The organism is Cedecea sp., assembly GCF_036500665.1.
Classification (GTDB): domain Bacteria; phylum Pseudomonadota; class Gammaproteobacteria; order Enterobacterales; family Enterobacteriaceae; genus Cedecea.
Genome location: NZ_DASYBS010000016.1, coordinates 1 through 17,641, shown reverse-complemented (window position 1 = coordinate 17,641; position 17,641 = coordinate 1). Strand labels below are relative to the sequence as shown.

Genomic DNA, 17,641 nt, shown 5'->3' with positions numbered 1-17,641 from the left:
AATCTATGCTTAGCACCACCTCACTGTATGCAGCAATTGATCTGGGTTCTAACAGTTTTCATATGTTGGTTGTGCGTGAGGTGGCGGGAAGCATACAAACCCTGACCCGCATTAAACGAAAAGTTCGCCTCGCTGCTGGCCTTAACAGCGAGTGCGTACTCTCCCCGGAAGCCATGGAGCGGGGCTGGCAATGCCTGCGCTTATTTGCTGAACGCCTTCAGGATATTCCTCAGAACCAAATCCGCGTTGTGGCTACTGCCACGCTGCGCCTCGCCGTCAATGCCGATGTTTTTCTGCAAAAAGCACAGCAAATCCTCGGCTGCCCGGTGCAGGTTATTCGCGGTGAAGAAGAAGCCCGCCTGATTTATCAGGGCGTCGCCCACACAACCGGCGGAGACGATCGACGTCTGGTGGTGGATATTGGGGGTGCGAGTACCGAGCTGGTGACCGGCACCGGCGCACAAACCACCTCGTTATTCAGCCTTTCAATGGGCTGCGTGACCTGGCTGGAGCGCTTCTTCAGCGACAGAAATCTCGCCCAAGAAAACTTTGCTGCGGCAGAAGCTGCAGCAGCAGAAGTCCTCAGCCCGGTGATTAACGAGCTGAAAAGCCACGGCTGGAAAATCTGCGTCGGTGCTTCGGGTACCGTGCAGGCGCTGCAGGAAATCATGATGGCACAGGGGATGGACGAACGTATCACCCTCGCAAAACTCCAGCAATTAAAACAGCGCGCTATTCAGTGTGGCCGCCTGGAAGAGCTGGAAATTGAAGGCCTCACGCTGGAACGTGCGCTGGTTTTCCCAAGCGGTCTTGCCATTCTAATCGCCATATTCGAACAGCTCAGCATTGAATGTATGACGCTTGCCGGCGGTGCGCTGCGTGAGGGATTGGTCTACGGCATGCTGCATCTTGCGGTTGACCAGGAGATTCGCCAGAGGACGCTGCGCAACGTTCAGCGCCGCTTTATGGTGGACACTAGCCAGGCGGCTCGCGTGGAACAGCTTGCGCAGAATTTTGCTTCACAAATCGCAGAGCCGTGGGGGCTGGATCCACTCAGTCAGCAGATGCTGGCAAGCAGTGCCCTGCTGCATGAAATTGGCTTAAGCATCGATTTTAAACATGCTCCGCAGCATGCGGCCTATCTGGTGAGAAATCTGGATTTGCCAGGATACACGCCGGCACAGAAAAAGCTGCTGGCAACGCTGCTGCTCAACCAGACCAATCCTGTCGATCTCTCTTCGCTCCACCAGCAAAACGCGGTCCCGCCGCGTGTGGCAGAAAGGCTTTGCCGCCTGTTACGCCTGGCGATTATTTTTGCAAATCGCCGCCGGGACGACATTCTTCCCGAAATTAAGCTGCAGGCCGACGGCGAAACGCTGCATCTGGCATTGCCCGATACCTGGCTGGCCTGCCACCCTCTCGGTGCCGAACTGCTGGAACAGGAAAAACTCTGGCAGAGCTACGTTCACTGGCCACTCAGCGTCAACTGATCTAGCTTTTACGTGCTTTTGCCAGCATTTCGCGGATGTTGGCCACATTACTCTGCCCTTTTTGCATTCTTTCTTCGGCAGAAACCACCTTCCGCTCGGTTTCCCAGCTTAAATCATCCTGAGGTAGTTCCAACAAGAACCGGCTTGGCTCCGGGCGCACCAGCTCGCCGTACTGACGGCGTTCGCGGCAAAGCGTAAACGTCAGCTCTTTTTGCGCCCGGGTGATCCCCACATAAGCCAGACGGCGCTCTTCATCCACGTTATCTTCGTCGATGCTGCTTTGGTGTGGCAGAATCCCTTCTTCCATGCCGACGAGGTAGACATAGGGAAACTCCAGTCCCTTAGAAGCATGCAGAGTCATCAGTTGAACCTGATCGGCCTCTTCCTCGCTTTCACCTCGCTCCATCATGTCGCGCAGTGTAAAACGCGTAACCACCTGCGTTAAGGTCATTGGTTCGTTCAGATCGCTGCCTTCAAGCATTTCCGTCATCCAGCTAAAGAGCTGATTAACGTTTTTCATGCGCATTTCCGCAGCTTTCGGGCTTGGTGAGGTCTCGTAAAGCCAGCTTTCGTAGTCAATACCGTGAATAAGATCGCGTACTGCCGCCACCGGTTCGCGTTCAGCAAGCGCAGCTACGTCCTGTAACCAATGGGTAAACCGCTGTAGCGACTCAAGGCCGCGTCCGCTTAGCGTCTGGCTCAGCCCCATATCGAAACTGGCGGTAAACAGGCCTTTATTACGCTGCATCGCCCACTCGCCGAGTTTTTGCAGCGTTGCCGGGCCGATCTCGCGCTTAGGCGTATTCACAATGCGCAGAAAGGCACTGTCGTCATCCGGGTTCGTCAACACGCGCAGGTAGGCTAGCAGGTCTTTAATCTCCGGGCGGGAAAAGAAAGATGTGCCGCCCGAGATACGATACGGGATGCGGTTTTGCATCAGCATCTTCTCAAACACCCGTGACTGGTGGTTACCGCGATACAGAATGGCGTAATCTTTGTAGTTGGTTTTATTGATAAAGTGGTGTGCGATCAGCTCGCCGGTGACGCGTTCGGCTTCATGCTCTTCGTGATTCGCCGTCACCACTTTTAACTCCGCGCCGTGCTCCAGCTCGGAGAAAAGTCGTTTCTCAAAAACGTGCGGGTTATTGGCAATCAGAATGTTTGCCGCATTCAATATACGGCGGGATGAGCGGTAGTTCTGCTCAAGCTTGATCACCTGCAACGCCGGAAAATCTTTGCTCAGCAGCACCAGATTCTGCGGGTTCGCCCCGCGCCAGGAATAGATAGACTGGTCATCGTCGCCCACAACGGTGAAACGCGCACGCGCGCCGACAAGCAGTTTCACCAGCTCATACTGGCTGGTGTTGGTATCCTGATATTCATCCACCAGCAGATAGCGGATGCGGTTTTGCCAGCGTTCGCGAACCTCTGCATTGCGCTGCAGCAGCAATGTTGGCAGCAGAATAAGATCGTCAAAATCCAGCACGTTACAGGACTTCAGGTGCGTATCGTAAAGGCCATAGCAATGGGCAAAAATACGATCCCGCTCGCCCTTCGCCTGCGCGGCGGCCTGAGCCGGAGATAATAAGCCGTTCTTCCAGTTAGAGATCGTCGAAATCAGCTGCTGGAGAAGCACCTTGTCATTTTCCAGCAGGCCTTCGGTTAACTCTTTTAACAGCGCGGTCTGATCGGTATCGTCGAACAAAGAAAAGTTAGATTTCATCCCAAGCGCCGCGTGCTCGCGCTTAATGATCTCCAGCCCCAGCGTATGGAATGTAGAGATCATCAGCCCACGCGCTTCTTTGCGTCCCAGCGTTTGCGAGACGCGCTCTTTCATTTCGCGCGCGGCCTTATTGGTAAAAGTGACCGCCGCAATCTGGCGCGCCTGATAGCCACTTTCGCGGATCAGATGTGCAATTTTATTGGTGATTACGCGCGTTTTACCCGAGCCGGCCCCGGCCAATACCAGGCAGGGTCCGGTGACAAATTCGACGGCTTGTTGTTGGCCAGGGTTTAAACGCATACGGTCACTCAATGAAAGTCAGGAGGGGACAAAAACAGCGTGGTAGTATAGCGAGCGTAATCAACATGACTCAAGGCACTATCATGGCAAAAACCGCAGCAGCACTGCATATCCTTGTAAAGGAAGAAAAACTGGCTCTGGACCTTCTGGAGCAGCTTAAAAACGGCGGCGACTTCGAGAAACTGGCGAAGAAGCACTCCACCTGCCCGTCCGGCAAAAAAGGCGGCCATTTAGGTGAATTCCGTCAGGGCCAGATGGTTCCTGCGTTCGATAAAGTGGTGTTTTCCTGCCCGCTGCTGGAGCCTTACGGCCCGCTGCATACCCAGTTCGGCTACCACATCATCAAAGTGCTGTACCGCAACTGAGTTAAAGGCCGGGTTCCCGGCCTTTTCTTTACTCTTTATTTCGTCGACTGCAAAGTTTGCTGGGCTTCATGCTTCAGCAAGTGTGTACCGACTGCCATCTGGAACACTTTAAAAATAATGCCGTTTACGAAGGTGGTCAGCGTGAGGGTAATAAAAGCCGTCATAATCCAGTCGATCACCGGCATCCCGCTGTGCAGCAAATAGGGACGGTAAATCAGCATCCCGGCAAACACCACCCAATGGCTCAGGCAGTAGAAGCACTGGAAGAGATGGCCCAGCATCGCATGCTTTTTTGCCGTCCAACTGCGCAACCCTGCAAACAGTTCAGTTTGCGTGATGGTCATCGAAATACTGGCTGCAGCCAGGGCGATCATCAGACAGACTGGCAGATCCGTGGTTAAGGTTGAAATCATTCCTCATGCCCCTTTTCATTGAAATAGCTAATAAATTCGCTACCGATATCTTGTAATGTCAGGCTTTTAAACCGCGCCAGCACTAAATCTTCAGCGGCGGCAAAAGTCTCGGACATCACTCGATTGACTCCCTGCTCCACCAGGCATTGCGGGTTTTCATTGCGATTGCCTAGCGCAAATAGCCCCGGAGATCCCAGTGCCAGATAAATATCCAGTAACGTCACCTCGCTGGCCGGGCGGCATAGCCTCCAGCCGCCGTGGTGGCCTTTGGTCGAGCAGACGATGTTGTTCTCGCGCAGACCGGCGAGCACTTTACGAATAAACGCCGGATTGCCGTCAATAAAAGCGGCCATTTGTTCCGAGGTTAGCGGTTTGTCCATCTGCTCCAGGTGAAGCAGAATGTGCAGCGTTGCTGAGAAGGAGTTATTTGTTTTCATGTAACTTACAATATTACATAAAAAGAAAGTCGGCAAGACGACGGGCACAAAAAAAGGCGCCTGGGCGCCTTTTTCGTATTGCTAAATAATTAGCCAGCAACAGCAATGCGTTTCATATCAGTCATATAGCCACGCAGTTTCTTGCCCACTTTTTCGATTTCGTGATGACGAATCGCTTCGTTCACGTCACGCAGCTGGGCGTTGTCTACAGCGGCAGCCGGGATCTCTTTACCCAGGTCGCCCGGCTGCAGAGTGGTCATGAACTCTTTCAGCAGCGGAACGGCGGCGTAGGAGAACAGGTAGTTACCGTATTCGGCGGTATCAGATATAACCACGTTCATTTCGTACAGGCGCTTACGTGCAATGGTGTTAGCAATCAGCGGCAGCTCGTGCAGGGACTCGTAATATGCAGACTCTTCGATGATGCCGGCATCAACCATGGTTTCGAAGGCCAGCTCAACGCCCGCTTTCACCATCGCGATCATCAGCACGCCTTTATCGAAGTACTCCTGCTCGGAGATCTTGCCTTCAAACTGTGGTGCGGTTTCGAAAGCAGTCTGGCCGGTCTCTTCGCGCCAGGTATGCAGTTTCTTATCGTCATTCGCCCAGTCTGCCATCATGCCGGAAGAGAATTCACCGGAGATGATATCATCCATATGCTTCTGGAACAGCGGAGCCATGATGGTTTTCAGCTGCTCGGACAGCGCGTAAGCACGGATTTTTGCCGGATTGGACAGACGGTCCATCATCAGCGTTATACCGCCCTGCTTCAGCGCTTCGGTGATAGTTTCCCAGCCGAACTGAATCAGTTTTTCTGCATACGCGGCATCGGTACCTTCCGCCACCAGCTTGTCGAAGCACAGCAGAGAACCCGCCTGCAGCATACCGCACAGAATAGTCTGCTCGCCCATCAGGTCAGATTTCACTTCAGCAACGAACGAAGACTCCAGAACACCCGCACGGTGGCCACCGGTTGCCGCAGCCCAGGCTTTGGCGATTGCCATACCTTCGCCTTTCGGATCGTTTTCAGGGTGAACCGCGATAAGCGTTGGCACACCAAAACCACGTTTGTATTCTTCACGTACTTCGGTACCTGGGCACTTCGGTGCTACCATCACAACGGTGATATCTTTACGGATAGTTTCACCCACTTCTACCACGTTAAAACCGTGGGAGTAGCCCAGCGCTGCACCGTCTTTCATCATCGGCTGTACGGCCTGAACAACTGAGGAGTGCTGTTTGTCTGGCGTCAGGTTAACCACCAGGTCTGCCTGCGGGATCAGCTCTTCATAGGTGCCGACTTTGAAGCCGTTTTCGGTAGCTTTACGCCAGGAAGCACGCTTCTCAGCGATAGCTTCAGCACGCAGGGCGTAGGAAACATCCAGCCCGGAGTCACGCATGTTCAGGCCCTGGTTAAGGCCCTGAGCGCCGCAGCCGACGATGACGACTTTTTTACCTTTGAGGTAGCTTGCTTCATCGGCGAATTCTTCGCGCCCCATGAAGCGACATTTACCCAACTGCGCTAACTGCTGACGCAGGTTCAAAGTGTTGAAATAATTAGCCATCGTAGAACTCCGTATGTGTCGTGTTGTGCTTATTGTAAGGGCTCTGCAGCCGTGTCGTGCTGCGAAGAATGAACCCACTATATGACAGGAAATGCGTTGCTGAAATTGATATATTAACAACGTCGCGTTGCAATTATTGCAATGCAAAAACGAGGCCTGATGACCATGGATTTACGCGATCTGAAAACCTTTCTGCACCTGGCCGAAAGCCGCCATTTCGGGCGTAGCGCGCGAGCCATGCACGTCAGCCCTTCCACGCTTTCGCGCCAGATCCAGCGGCTTGAAGACGACCTTGGGCAGCCTCTTTTTTTACGTGATAACCGCACCGTAACGCTGACAGAAGCCGGCGAGCAACTCCGCCAGTTTGCCCAGCACACGTTGCTGCAATATCAGCAGATGCGCCACACGCTCGGCCAGCAGGGCCCTTCCCTGAGCGGAGAGCTGCATCTTTTCTGCTCGGTGACCGCCGCCTACAGTCATCTGCCGCCCATTCTTGACCGCTTCCGGGCCGAACATCCCTCCGTTGAGATTAAGCTGACCACGGGTGACGCCGCGGATGCGGTAGAAAAGGTCGACTCCAACGAAGCCGACCTCGCGATTGCCGGAAAGCCTGAATCCCTGCCGCCTGGCGTAGCTTTCTCAATGCTGGAAAACTTATCCGTTGCTTTAATCGCCCCCGCACTGCCTTGCCCGGTGCGCGCGCAGGTGAGCCAGCCGGAGCCAGACTGGGCCAAAATTCCGTTTATCATGCCCGAGCAAGGGCCGGTACGCCGCCGTATCGAACTGTGGTTCCGCCGCCAGAAAATCAGTAATCCGGTGATTTACGCCACCGTCGCCGGGCATGAAGCCATGGTGTCAATGGTGGCGCTGGGATGCGGCGTTGCGCTGATCCCGGAAATCGTGCTGGAAAACAGCCCCGAACCGGTACGCAACCGCGTCCTGATTCTCGAGCGTAACGATGAGAAAACCCCGTTTGAGCTGGGCGTTTGCGTACAAAAAAAGCGGCTCAATGAGCCGCTTATCAGCGCGTTCTGGAAGCTACTGCCGGGTAGCCACTAGCCTGCCAGGAAGAAACGGAACGCCGGGTTTTGAGTTTCGTCGTGACATTCGTAGCCCAGCTCATTGAGTCGGGTTTCGAAGTCCGGCTCATTTTCGCCAAGCTCAAATGCCGCCAGCACTCGCCCGTAGTCAGTACCGTGGCTGCGGTAATGGAACAGTGAAATGTTCCAATGCGTCCCCAACGTGCTTAGGAACTTCAGCAGTGCGCCCGGTGATTCCGGGAATTCGAAGCTGTACAGCCTTTCACGCAGCGGCTTAGAAGGCCGCCCGCCGACCATGTAGCGAACGTGCAGTTTCGCCATCTCATCGTCGGAGAGATCTACCACGCCGTAGCCACCCTCGCTCAGCTGAGCAATGATCTCTTTACGCTCTTCCAGACCACGAGTCAGGCGCACGCCGACAAAAATGCAGGCATTGTCAGAGCTGGCGTAGCGGTAGTTGAACTCGGTAACCGAGCGCCCGCCCAACAGCTGGCAAAACTTCAGGAAACTGCCTTTTTGCTCAGGAATGGTAACCGCAAGCAACGCTTCCCGCTGCTCGCCCAGCTCACAGCGCTCGGAGACATAGCGTAATCCGTGGAAATTCACGTTTGCACCAGACAGCACGTGCGCCAGACGTTCGCCGCGAATGTTGTGCTGCTGGACGTATTTTTTCATTCCTGCCAGCGCCAGGGCGCCGGATGGCTCAGCTACAGCTCGCACGTCTTCGAACAAATCCTTCATCGCCGCGCAGATAGCGTCGCTGTCCACGGTGATGATGTCGTCGAGGTACTCCTGGCAAACACGGAACGTTTCGTCGCCGATGCGCTTAACCGCAACGCCTTCGGCAAACAGCCCCACTCTCGGCAGCTCTACCGGCTTTCCGGCATCCAGCGCCGCTTTCAGGCAGGCAGACTCTTCCGCCTCAACCGCGATCACTTTGATCTGCGGCATCAGCTGTTTGATCAGAACCGCCACGCCTGCCGCCAGGCCGCCGCCGCCAACCGGCACAAATACGCGATCGAGATGCGCATCCTGCTGCAACAGTTCCAGCGCCAGCGTGCCCTGCCCGGCAATCACCGCCGGATGGTCGAACGGAGGCACATAGGTGAAACCCTGCTGCTGCGAAAGTTCGACGGCCTTAGCTTTTGCCTCATCGAAATTCGCGCCGTGCAGCAGGACTTCGCCGCCAAACGCACGCACCGCATCGACTTTGATATCTGCAGTGGCTACCGGCATAACGATCAGCGACTTAATTCCAAGCCGTGTGGATGAGAGCGCAACGCCCTGAGCATGATTTCCCGCAGAAGCGGTGATCACGCCGCTGGCTTTTTGCTCGCTGTTCAGGCCAGCAATCATCGCGTAAGCACCGCGCAGTTTGAAGCTATGCACCGGCTGGCGGTCTTCGCGCTTAACCAGAATCACGTTATCCAGACGCGAAGAAAGTTTCTCCATTTTCTGCAGCGGCGTGACCTGCGCGACTTCATAAACCGGTGCACGCAGTACCGCTCGCAGATACTCGGCCCCGCAGGGGGCATCGGGTAGCGGTTGTGACTCAGCCATGATTAGCCTCCAAGCTTGCTTTTATCGCGCACAGCACCTTTGTCTGCACTGGTGGCGAGGCTTGCATACGCACGCAGGGCAAAGGAAACCTGACGCTCACGATTGCGAGGAGTCCATGCCGCTTCACCGCGAGCTTCCTGCGCTTCACGACGCGCCGCCATCTCCTGGTCGCTGAGCTGCAGCTGAATACCACGGTTAGGAATATCGATGGCAATCATGTCGCCGTCTTCAATCAGGGCAATGTTGCCGCCGCTGGCCGCTTCCGGGGAAACGTGACCAATCGACAAGCCAGAGGTACCACCGGAGAAACGCCCATCGGTGACCAGCGCGCAGGCTTTACCCAGTCCCATCGATTTCAGGAAGGTGGTTGGGTAGAGCATTTCCTGCATGCCCGGCCCACCCTTCGGCCCTTCATAGCGAATGACAACCACATCACCTGCCACGACTTTACCGCCGAGGATAGCGTCTACCGCGTCGTCCTGGCTTTCATAAACTTTGGCTGGGCCCCGGAATACCAGACTGCCCTCATCTACGCCGGCCGTTTTAACAATACAGCCGTTTTCCGCGAAGTTGCCGTACAGAACGGCCAGACCACCATCTTTGCTGTAGGCATTTTCCAGTGAGCGAATGCAACCATTGGCGCGATCGTCGTCCAGCGTGTCCCAACGGCAGTTCTGCGAAAAGGCCTGGGTGGTACGAATGCCTGCCGGACCCGCACGGAACATCGTTTTCACCGCGTCGTCTTTGGTCAGCATCACATCGTATTGCTCAAGAGTCTGCGGCAGCGAAAGACCGAGCACGTTTTTCACTTCGCGGTTAAGCAACCCGGCGCGATCCAGCTCTCCGAGAATCCCGAGCACGCCACCTGCACGGTGCACGTCTTCCATATGGTATTTCTGGGTGCTTGGTGCGACTTTACAGAGCTGAGGAACCTTGCGGGACAGCTGGTCAATGTCGGTCATGGTGAAGTCGATTTCAGCTTCTTGCGCAGCAGCCAGCAGGTGCAGAACAGTGTTAGTGGAGCCACCCATGGCGATATCCAGCGTCATGGCATTTTCGAACGCCGCTTTGCTGGCGATGCTGCGCGGCAGCGCGCTGGCATCGTCCTGTTCGTAATAGCGTTTGGTCAGTTCGACAATGCGTTTCCCGGCGTTCAGGAACAGCTCTTTACGATCGGCGTGCGTCGCCAGCAGTGAGCCGTTTCCTGGCTGAGACAGGCCCAGCGCTTCGGTCAGGCAGTTCATGGAGTTGGCGGTGAACATTCCGGAACAAGAGCCGCAGGTCGGGCACGCAGAACGTTCAACCTGCTCGCTTTGCTCGTCAGAAACTTTCGGGTCCGCGCCCTGAATCATCGCATCCACCAGGTCGAGCTTGATGATCTGGTCAGAAAGTTTCGTTTTGCCGGCTTCCATCGGACCGCCGGAAACGAAGATCACCGGAATGTTCAGGCGCAGCGAGGCCATCAACATCCCTGGGGTGATTTTGTCGCAGTTAGAGATACAAACCATGGCATCGGCGCAGTGAGCGTTGACCATGTACTCAACCGAGTCGGCAATCAGCTCGCGGGACGGCAGTGAATAGAGCATGCCGCCATGCCCCATCGCGATACCGTCATCCACCGCAATGGTGTTGAACTCTTTCGCTACGCCGCCGGAGGCTTCGATTTGCTCAGCAACCAGTTTACCCAGATCGCGCAGGTGAACGTGGCCTGGCACGAATTGGGTGAAGGAGTTAACCACCGCAATAATCGGTTTGCCGAAATCGGCGTCGGTCATCCCCGTTGCGCGCCACAGCGCGCGGGCACCCGCCATATTACGGCCGTGGGTTGTAGTGGCGGAACGATACTTAGGCATGCTTTATTTACTCCAGTCTGTCGGGTAGCAGGCGGTCAGTTGCCGCCCGCCTGATTATATTTTTTGTTTAAGACTTATGGGTTTACCTGATCTAACCAGCCCCATTTGTCTTCAGTTTCGCCGGTGAACAGACCAAAGAATGCCTGTTGAATACGTTTGGTGACCGGGCCACAGCGACCTTCACCCACCTGGATGCGGTCTACGCTACGTACCGGGGTGATTTCCGCGGCAGTACCGGACATAAAGACTTCATCGGCCAGGTACAGAGATTCACGCGACAGCACCTGCTCGCGCACTTCGATACCCAAGTCTTTTGCCAGCTTGATAATCGCGTCACGGGTAATGCCCGGCAGCGCTGAAGAGGTGAACGGCGGGGTGTAAATCACGCCATCTTTCACTTCAAACAGGTTTTCGCCCGCGCCTTCGGACAGGAAGCCATTCACGTCCAGCGCGATCCCTTCCTGATAACCGTGGCGGCGTGCTTCACTACCGACCAGCAGGGAAGAAAGATAGTTACCGCCAGCTTTTGCCGCCGTTGGAATAGTATTTGGCGCCGCGCGATTCCAGGAAGAGACCATTGCATCAATCCCCTGATCCAGCGCTTCGGCGCCCAGATAAGCGCCCCACGGGAAGGCCGCAATGATCACGTCGGTGGTGTACCCGTCCGGCGGGTTAACGCCCATGCCTACGTCGCCAACAAAGACCAGAGGGCGGATGTATGCGCTGGTGAGGTTATTTTTACGGATAACCGCCCGGCAGGCTTCCATCAGTTCATCAACGCTTTGCGATACCGGGAAGCGATAGATTTTTGCTGAGTCACGCAAGCGCTGCATGTGTTCACGATGACGGAACACCACTGGCCCTTTGTGCGAGTCGTAGCAGCGGATACCTTCGAAGACCGAAGTACCGTAGTGCAGCGCGTGGGACATTACGTGTACTTTCGCCTCTCCCCACGGAGTCATCTCGCCATTGAACCAGATGTAATCAGCTTTCTTGGTCGTCATTGTTCTCTTCCTTTTGCGCTCAGGCGCGGATTTGTTGTGATGTTGGTTGCTGGATTTCAACGCAGGCAACGTCAACCAGCTTGCTTAATTGGGTAAACAGTAATTCGACTGGCCGCAGGCTAGCAACGGTCAATTCAATATTAATATTGTCGGTATTCGCCGCCGTGGCCATATTCATGGCGCAGATCTGAAAGCCGCGATGGCGTATTACGCGTAAAACACGTTCTAACGTTTCCGGGCGGAAGCGAGCCTGTACTGCGAGCTGATGTTGCATCATGATAATTTCTCCAGCATTTGCGAGTTACTGGCACCGGGCGGTACCAACGGCCAGACGTTTTCGTACTCATCAATCGAGACGTGAAGCATGTACGGGCCGTCGCTGTTCAGCAGGGCGTCTAATGCGGCTTCTACCTGGTCTTTACGGGTGATGTGCTGGCCAGGGATGCCAAAAGCGCTGGCCAAAGTGAGGAAATCAGGATTATCAGTAAGCGTGGTTTCACTGTAGCGTTCGTCGAAAAACAGCTGCTGCCACTGCCTCACCATGCCCAAACGCTGGTTATCCAGCAGCAGGATTTTGACCGGTAACTGTTTCCGCTTGATGGTGCCCAGCTCCTGAACGTTCATCATGAAAGAGCCATCGCCAGACACGCAGATAACCGTATCTTCGGGTCTGGCGACCTGCGCCCCAACGGCGGCCGGTAAACCAAAGCCCATCGTGCCCAGGCCACTGGAGGTGATGAAGTTTTCCGGGCGGGTAAAGGTCATGTGCTGCGCAGTCCACATTTGGTGCTGACCGACGTCGGTGGTCACAACGGCTTCTGCTGACTTGCGCTCGGAAAGCTGCTTCAGCAGCAGGGGGGCATAAATAGCCTGGCCTGGATGGTCATAGCGCCACTGATGCTCTTCGTTCAGAGCAGCAATATGCTGCTGCCATGCAGCAATCTGCAGCGACTGCTGCAAAGCCGGTAACAGCTGGTTCAGCGGCCCCTGCAGTGCAACGTGCGCCTGACGCAGCTTACTCAGCTCCGCAGGATCGATATCCATATGAATAACTTTGGCGTGGGGCGCAAAGGTGTTCAACTTGCCGGTGACGCGGTCGTCAAAGCGGGCGCCAACGGCCAACAACAGATCGCATTCCTGAACGGCGAGGTTTGCCGCTTTGGTGCCGTGCATCCCGAGCATGCCGGTATAAAACGGATGATCGGCCGGTACAGCGCCCAAGCCTTTCAGCGTGACCGTCGAAGGCATTCCAGTCACGGAGATAAATTCACGAAGTGCCGGAACGGCCTGCGCCATGCCAACCCCACCGCCAACGTATAGCATCGGTTTTTTGGCGTACGTCAGCATTTCGCGCGCTTGCTGCAGCTCGGCAAACGGCAGATCCGCCTCATCCTCAACGGCAGAGAGCCATGCCTCAGGTTCGCCGCTGGCAAGCTGAATATCTTTTGGAATATCAACCAACACTGGGCCAGGACGGCCGGAATTGGCGATCTCAAACGCCTCAGCAAGGACGCGAGGTAATTCATCAAGGGATTCAACGAGGAAGCTGTGTTTGGTGCAAGCCAGTGACAGACCCAGGACGTCAACTTCCTGGAAAGCATCGGTGCCCATCAGCGGTGCGGCAACCTGCCCGGTGATAGCAACAACAGGGACAGAATCTAACAGCGCGTCCGCAAGACCGGTTATCAGGTTGGTTGCACCTGGGCCGGAAGTGGCAATACAAACGCCGGTTTTTCCCGTTGCGCGGGCATAACCGATGGCAGCCATCGCCGCCCCTTGCTCGTGGCGACACAATAGATGTTCCACACCGCCGTCGTACAACGCATCGTACACCGGCATGATCGCGCCGCCAGGATAACCGAAAACTGTTTCAACACCCTGCGCTCGCAACGCATGTACTACCCACTGTGCACCATTCATAGTTAGTTCCCCGTCTCACTACCGGAGAAACAGCATTTTATTCTGCAACACATGCTCTGTTCCTCGCTTCACATTCTTCATGTCAACAAAAAACCCCCGGACCTTTCGGTGCGGGGGTTCTTTTCGATTCAGGCTTGATTTTTAAGCCTTTCTTTCTCCAAGTGCAGCCCCGCACGGTGGGATAATAATCACCACCACGCTAATCACGACCAGGCTAATCACTCGTAGAAGGGCTGTCATTTTCTGTATGTTCTAACGTCTAGTTCGAAGTAATGCCTACAGAGTTATCACAGAGTTTATGCGAAGCACAATATTTTTTTATGACTAAAAGATCGATGCATAAATTAATTAGCATAAAAACTATTTAATTTCAGTGGATAACAGGAACGTGAAAATAATTCATAAAACTGGTCTGCTGAGGCTATTTTCTGCGTAATGCCAGTAAAAAGTTATTGTTCTGGGATCGCTATCGCAGAGATGATTGTAAAAAATTGAACGAAAAAAATAGCCCGGGGGATCTCTCCCGGATAATCAAAAGAACAATATTTAATCATCCGCTGGTCCGGCAAAATGGCGTTTTTCACGGAGGAAAAATGTCACTGTCGGTTGTCTACACCAGAGCAGCGCTCGGTATTCATGCTCCCCAGGTCACGGTTGAGGTGCATATCAGTGCAGGATTACCCGGGCTTACCCTTGTTGGTCTACCAGAAACAACCGTTAGGGAAGCCCGCGACCGTGTCAGAAGCGCGCTGATCAATAGCGGTTACGCCTTCCCGGCGCGCAAAATCACTATAAATCTTGCACCCGCAGACCTCCCTAAAGAGGGCGGACGATACGATTTACCTATTGCACTTGCGCTACTGGCTGCGTCTGAGCAGCTAAGCACATCAAGGCTGACACAGATAGAATTTATCGGTGAGCTCGCGTTAACAGGCGAATTACGTGGTGTTTCAGGCGCAATATCCTCGGCCATGGAGGCATTAAATATAGGCAGAGAAGTCGTTGTTGCCGCAGAAAACGAGGATGAGGTAGGCCTGATCGCTAAACCGGGCTGTTTCGTCGCCACACACCTGACGGAAGTCTGTGCATGGCTGGAAGGAAAAAGCGAACTCCGTGCACCTGTCAGTCCTGCATTATGGCAAGCCGATTACGCTGAAGACATGAACGAAATTATCGGGCAAAGTCAGGGAAAGCGAGCCCTGGAGATTGCCGCTGCTGGCGGCCATAACCTCTTGTTGATCGGTCCACCTGGAACCGGTAAAACCATGTTGGCGAGTCGGCTCAATACGCTTCTTCCCCCGTTGAACGATGCTGAAGCGCTACAGAGCGCTGCTATCCTGAGCCTGGTACAATCATCGATCTTGCAGCGCCATTGGCGTCAGCGACCATTCAGAGCGCCCCACCACAGCGCCTCATTAACTTCCGTCGTAGGGGGAGGCGCTATTCCACAACCGGGGGAGATTTCACTGGCGCACAACGGCGTGTTATTTCTGGATGAACTACCCGAGTTTGAACGCCGGGTACTGGACTCGCTCAGGGAGCCAATTGAGTCCGGAGAAATTCATATCTCCCGTACTCGAGCCAAAATTACCTATCCAGCAGATTTTCAACTTATCGCGGCCATGAATCCCAGCCCGACCGGGCACTACGAAGGCAACCATAATCGCTCCACACCGCAACAGACCCTTCGCTATATGAATCGCCTGTCTGGCCCTTTTCTCGACCGCTTCGATCTCTCCGTAGATATTCCACTTCTTCCTGCCGGGATGCTCAGCAAAACAAGTAATAACGAAGAGAAGAGCGAGGTAATAAGAGCAAGGGTCATGGAGACACGTAACAGGCAGTTCTTAAGGCAGGATAAGCTTAATGCGCGGCTCAGCAACCATGAGATCCGCAAACACTGTGCGCTTGTTCAGGATGATGCGATTTGGCTGGAGGAAACGCTGTTGAAGCTGGGATTATCTGTCAGGGCATGGCAGCGTCTTTTGAAAGTCGCACGCACCATCGCGGACTTACAGCATTGCGAGCAGATAACACGCACGCATCTCCAGGAGGCGCTAAGCTACCGAACCATCGATCGCCTGTTGCTGCATCTGCACAGGTTAACGGAATAAAAAATGGGGCTTTCGCCCCATTTTTTAATCATCGCTGTCGGTGTAGTCTTCAACGGTGTCCATCTGCGGTTTACCGCCGGACAGGGTATGAAAACGTTTTGGACGTTTGATACGTGCCATGTACTTGCTCCAGACACGTTCCGCCTCCGTAGCAGGCTCACGTACACCGCGGCACACAGCTACAAACTGCACTTCTTCTTCAGTACCGGGTTCGCGCTTGCCGAGATCCAGCTCATTGAACGCAAAACCATGGCGTTCTAACAGCTGCGCCTCTTTGATGGTGAAATCACCATGGCGAGCAAACCCGCGCGGATAATGTTTATTGTCGAAAAACCGATTAGTCGTCGTAAAGCTTTCCGCCATCCTACACGCTCCTGATTTTCTTGGCCGAGCTATTTATGGCGCGGAGTATTAGTTACGCTTGACAGAGTGTAAAACAAAACATTTAAATCATAACGACAAATTATTTTTTGGAGTAAGGCGTGGACACCGAATTACTAAAAACCTTCCTGGAAGTTAGCAGAACACGGCATTTTGGTCGCGCTGCAGAAGCACTTTATTTGACGCAGTCTGCGGTAAGCTTTCGCATCCGGCAGCTCGAAAATCAGCTGGGCGTAAACCTTTTTACCCGCCACCGCAATAACATACGGCTGACAACTGCCGGGGAGCGTCTGCTGCCCTACGCGGAAAATCTGATGAATACATGGTTAGCGGCGAAAAAGGAGGTATCGCACACTTCTCAGCACAATCAGCTAACGCTTGGTGCCAGCGCATCGCTTTGGGAGAGCATGCTTTCTGAATGGTTAATTGCGCTTTATCAACAGCATAATGGCCTACAGTTCGAAGCACGAATTGCACAGCGCCAGTCACTGGTCAAACAGCTCCATGAACGCCAGCTGGATCTGTTGCTCACAACAGAAGCGCCCAAAATGGATGAGTTTTCCAGCCAGTTGCTGGGGTATTTCAGCATGGGGCTTTACGCTCCCTCGCAGGAAAGCCGTAAAGATTCACTCAACTATTTACGCATTGAATGGGGGGCGGATTTTCATCAGCACGAAGCCGGTCTCATCGGTAACGATGACATTCCCGTGTTAACCACCAGTTCGGCAAAAATAGCCTGCAAGCTGCTCTCTGAACTTAATGGTTGTACCTTCCTCCCGGTTGAATGGGCAAAGGAACAGTCCGGGATCTGGCCAGTAGCTGAAAGTGCTACGCTTTCCAGACCGCTGTATGCCGTCTGGCTGCAAAACACTGATAAGCAAAATATTATTAAAGAGTTATTAAAGACACCATTAATGGCGCAGTAATGCGCTTTTAATAGCAAAGAACGTAAAGGAGAGGGGTATTTTGGACAAAAAAAATCCTTTGCATAAGCAAAGGATTATATATGGCAGGGGCGGAGAGACTCGAACTCGCGACACCCGGTTTTGGAGACCGGTGCTCTACCAACTGAGCTACGCCCCTAAATTTTTCTACTATTAAGCCTGCTTAATTAGCAGTCTTAATTTTAATAAGTGGCGGAACGGACGGGACTCGAACCCGCGACCCCCTGCGTGACAGGCAGGTATTCTAACCGACTGAACTACCGCTCCACCGAATTTTTCTACAACCACTGATTTTCACATCAGCTTACTGCTAATTTGATGCCTGGCAGTTGATGAACTTTCGTTCACCCTACGGGCCGCTGCTTCGCAGCGTTCAGACTCGCCTTTCGGCTCGTCAGTCCTACTCTCTGAGAGTAGTGAACTGCCTCGTATTACTGACCATTACTGCTAATTTGATGCCTGGCAGTTCCCTACTCTCGCATGGGGAGACCCCACACTACCATCGGCGCTACGGCGTTTCACTTCTGAGTTC

General features: G+C 54.1%; 16 protein-coding genes, 2 tRNA genes and 1 rRNA gene. 5 read left to right on the top strand and 14 right to left on the bottom strand.

What is annotated here, in order from left to right:
• The first annotated feature begins 5 nt into the window (after positions 1-5).
• A complete protein-coding gene (gene gppA, locus VGM55_RS02415) occupies positions 6-1,490 on the top strand; it encodes a guanosine-5'-triphosphate,3'-diphosphate diphosphatase (protein ID WP_331634476.1) in 1,485 nt (494 codons plus the stop codon).
• 1 nt (position 1,491) lies between these two features.
• On the opposite strand, the gene rep is transcribed toward gppA, so the two are convergent.
• Positions 1,492-3,513 (bottom strand): DNA helicase Rep, encoded by a 2,022-nt coding sequence (gene rep / locus VGM55_RS02410; RefSeq protein WP_331634474.1) that lies wholly within the window; start codon positions 3,511-3,513, stop codon positions 1,492-1,494.
• An 83-nt stretch (positions 3,514-3,596) separates the two neighbouring features.
• Here rep and ppiC point away from each other — a divergent pair, with 83 nt between their 5' ends.
• The gene (gene ppiC / locus VGM55_RS02405; RefSeq protein ID WP_008455569.1) at positions 3,597-3,878 is read left to right on the top strand and encodes a peptidylprolyl isomerase PpiC; all 282 of its coding nucleotides are present in this window, start codon (positions 3,597-3,599) and stop codon (positions 3,876-3,878) included.
• A 35-nt stretch (positions 3,879-3,913) separates the two neighbouring features.
• On the opposite strand, the gene VGM55_RS02400 is transcribed toward ppiC, so the two are convergent.
• From VGM55_RS02400 to ilvC, 3 genes are all read right to left on the bottom strand, one after another.
• The gene (locus VGM55_RS02400) at positions 3,914-4,291 is read right to left on the bottom strand and encodes a hypothetical protein (RefSeq protein WP_039289206.1); all 378 of its coding nucleotides are present in this window, start codon (positions 4,289-4,291) and stop codon (positions 3,914-3,916) included.
• Positions 4,288-4,728 carry an Rrf2 family transcriptional regulator gene (locus VGM55_RS02395; protein ID WP_331634473.1) on the bottom strand — a complete coding sequence of 147 codons (441 nt, stop codon included), beginning with the start codon at positions 4,726-4,728 and terminating at the stop codon, positions 4,288-4,290. The genes VGM55_RS02400 and VGM55_RS02395 overlap by 4 nt, the downstream gene beginning before the upstream one ends.
• 89 nt (positions 4,729-4,817) lie before the next feature.
• Positions 4,818-6,293: a ketol-acid reductoisomerase gene (gene ilvC / locus VGM55_RS02390; protein ID WP_126358045.1), complete on the bottom strand. Its 1,476-nt coding sequence runs from the start codon at positions 6,291-6,293 to the stop codon at positions 4,818-4,820.
• A gap of 165 nt (positions 6,294-6,458) precedes the next feature.
• Here ilvC and ilvY point away from each other — a divergent pair, with 165 nt between their 5' ends.
• Positions 6,459-7,352, top strand: coding sequence for an HTH-type transcriptional activator IlvY (ilvY, locus tag VGM55_RS02385; RefSeq protein WP_331634508.1), 894 nt, complete (start codon positions 6,459-6,461; stop codon positions 7,350-7,352).
• On the opposite strand, the gene ilvA is transcribed toward ilvY, so the two are convergent.
• The 6 genes from ilvA to ilvL all read right to left on the bottom strand — a co-directional run bounded on the left by ilvA (position 7,349) and on the right by ilvL (position 13,910).
• Positions 7,349-8,893, bottom strand: a complete 1,545-nt coding sequence (gene ilvA / locus VGM55_RS02380) for a threonine ammonia-lyase, biosynthetic (RefSeq protein WP_154189488.1) — start codon at positions 8,891-8,893, stop codon at positions 7,349-7,351. The genes ilvY and ilvA overlap by 4 nt on opposite strands.
• Before the next feature lie 2 nt (positions 8,894-8,895).
• Positions 8,896-10,746, bottom strand: coding sequence for a dihydroxy-acid dehydratase (gene ilvD, locus VGM55_RS02375; RefSeq protein WP_154189487.1), 1,851 nt, complete (start codon positions 10,744-10,746; stop codon positions 8,896-8,898).
• Positions 10,747-10,820: 74 nt separating this feature from the next.
• A complete protein-coding gene (locus VGM55_RS02370) occupies positions 10,821-11,750 on the bottom strand; it encodes a branched-chain amino acid transaminase (protein WP_038476963.1) in 930 nt (309 codons plus the stop codon).
• Between the two features lie 19 nt (positions 11,751-11,769).
• Complete coding sequence (ilvM, locus tag VGM55_RS02365) at positions 11,770-12,027, bottom strand: acetolactate synthase 2 small subunit (protein ID WP_331634471.1); 258 nt, start codon at positions 12,025-12,027, stop codon at positions 11,770-11,772.
• Positions 12,024-13,670 (bottom strand): acetolactate synthase 2 catalytic subunit, encoded by a 1,647-nt coding sequence (gene ilvG / locus VGM55_RS02360; RefSeq protein WP_331634470.1) that lies wholly within the window; start codon positions 13,668-13,670, stop codon positions 12,024-12,026. Before ilvG ends, ilvM begins: the two co-directional genes overlap by 4 nt.
• Before the next feature lie 141 nt (positions 13,671-13,811).
• Complete coding sequence (gene ilvL / locus VGM55_RS02355; RefSeq protein ID WP_071530467.1) at positions 13,812-13,910, bottom strand: ilv operon leader peptide; 99 nt, start codon at positions 13,908-13,910, stop codon at positions 13,812-13,814.
• Between the two features lie 353 nt (positions 13,911-14,263).
• Between ilvL and VGM55_RS02350 the strand changes: the two genes are divergently transcribed.
• Positions 14,264-15,784, top strand: coding sequence for a YifB family Mg chelatase-like AAA ATPase (locus tag VGM55_RS02350; RefSeq protein ID WP_331634469.1), 1,521 nt, complete (start codon positions 14,264-14,266; stop codon positions 15,782-15,784).
• A gap of 24 nt (positions 15,785-15,808) precedes the next feature.
• Here VGM55_RS02350 and VGM55_RS02345 read toward each other — a convergent pair whose 3' ends face one another.
• The gene (locus VGM55_RS02345; RefSeq protein WP_038476973.1) at positions 15,809-16,147 is read right to left on the bottom strand and encodes a DUF413 domain-containing protein; all 339 of its coding nucleotides are present in this window, start codon (positions 16,145-16,147) and stop codon (positions 15,809-15,811) included.
• Positions 16,148-16,266: 119 nt separating this feature from the next.
• Between VGM55_RS02345 and hdfR the strand changes: the two genes are divergently transcribed.
• Positions 16,267-17,091: an HTH-type transcriptional regulator HdfR gene (gene hdfR, locus VGM55_RS02340; protein ID WP_038476975.1), complete on the top strand. Its 825-nt coding sequence runs from the start codon at positions 16,267-16,269 to the stop codon at positions 17,089-17,091.
• An 81-nt stretch (positions 17,092-17,172) separates the two neighbouring features.
• On the opposite strand, the gene VGM55_RS02335 is transcribed toward hdfR, so the two are convergent.
• The 3 genes from VGM55_RS02335 to rrf all read right to left on the bottom strand — a co-directional run.
• Positions 17,173-17,248 (bottom strand) — tRNA-Trp (locus VGM55_RS02335).
• A 51-nt stretch (positions 17,249-17,299) separates the two neighbouring features.
• Positions 17,300-17,376, bottom strand: a tRNA-Asp gene (locus VGM55_RS02330).
• A 190-nt stretch (positions 17,377-17,566) separates the two neighbouring features.
• Positions 17,567-17,641: ribosomal RNA gene (gene rrf / locus VGM55_RS27580) — 5S ribosomal RNA — on the bottom strand; the annotation flags it as partial.

Bases quoted from the DNA above. Each gene is read 5' to 3' on its own strand.
- gppA (WP_331634476.1), top strand. From the start codon at position 6: ATGCTTAGCACCACCTCACTGTATGCAGCAATTGATCTGGGTTCTAAC.
- rep (WP_331634474.1), bottom strand. From the start codon at position 3,513: ATGCGTTTAAACCCTGGCCAACAACAAGCCGTCGAATTTGTCACCGGA.
- ppiC (WP_008455569.1), top strand. From the start codon at position 3,597: ATGGCAAAAACCGCAGCAGCACTGCATATCCTTGTAAAGGAAGAAAAA.
- VGM55_RS02400 (WP_039289206.1), bottom strand. From the start codon at position 4,291: ATGATTTCAACCTTAACCACGGATCTGCCAGTCTGTCTGATGATCGCC.
- VGM55_RS02395 (WP_331634473.1), bottom strand. From the start codon at position 4,728: ATGAAAACAAATAACTCCTTCTCAGCAACGCTGCACATTCTGCTTCAC.
- ilvC (WP_126358045.1), bottom strand. From the start codon at position 6,293: ATGGCTAATTATTTCAACACTTTGAACCTGCGTCAGCAGTTAGCGCAG.
- ilvY (WP_331634508.1), top strand. From the start codon at position 6,459: ATGGATTTACGCGATCTGAAAACCTTTCTGCACCTGGCCGAAAGCCGC.
- ilvA (WP_154189488.1), bottom strand. From the start codon at position 8,893: ATGGCTGAGTCACAACCGCTACCCGATGCCCCCTGCGGGGCCGAGTAT.
- ilvD (WP_154189487.1), bottom strand. From the start codon at position 10,746: ATGCCTAAGTATCGTTCCGCCACTACAACCCACGGCCGTAATATGGCG.
- VGM55_RS02370 (WP_038476963.1), bottom strand. From the start codon at position 11,750: ATGACGACCAAGAAAGCTGATTACATCTGGTTCAATGGCGAGATGACT.
- ilvM (WP_331634471.1), bottom strand. From the start codon at position 12,027: ATGATGCAACATCAGCTCGCAGTACAGGCTCGCTTCCGCCCGGAAACG.
- ilvG (WP_331634470.1), bottom strand. From the start codon at position 13,670: ATGAATGGTGCACAGTGGGTAGTACATGCGTTGCGAGCGCAGGGTGTT.
- ilvL (WP_071530467.1), bottom strand. From the start codon at position 13,910: ATGACAGCCCTTCTACGAGTGATTAGCCTGGTCGTGATTAGCGTGGTG.
- VGM55_RS02350 (WP_331634469.1), top strand. From the start codon at position 14,264: ATGTCACTGTCGGTTGTCTACACCAGAGCAGCGCTCGGTATTCATGCT.
- VGM55_RS02345 (WP_038476973.1), bottom strand. From the start codon at position 16,147: ATGGCGGAAAGCTTTACGACGACTAATCGGTTTTTCGACAATAAACAT.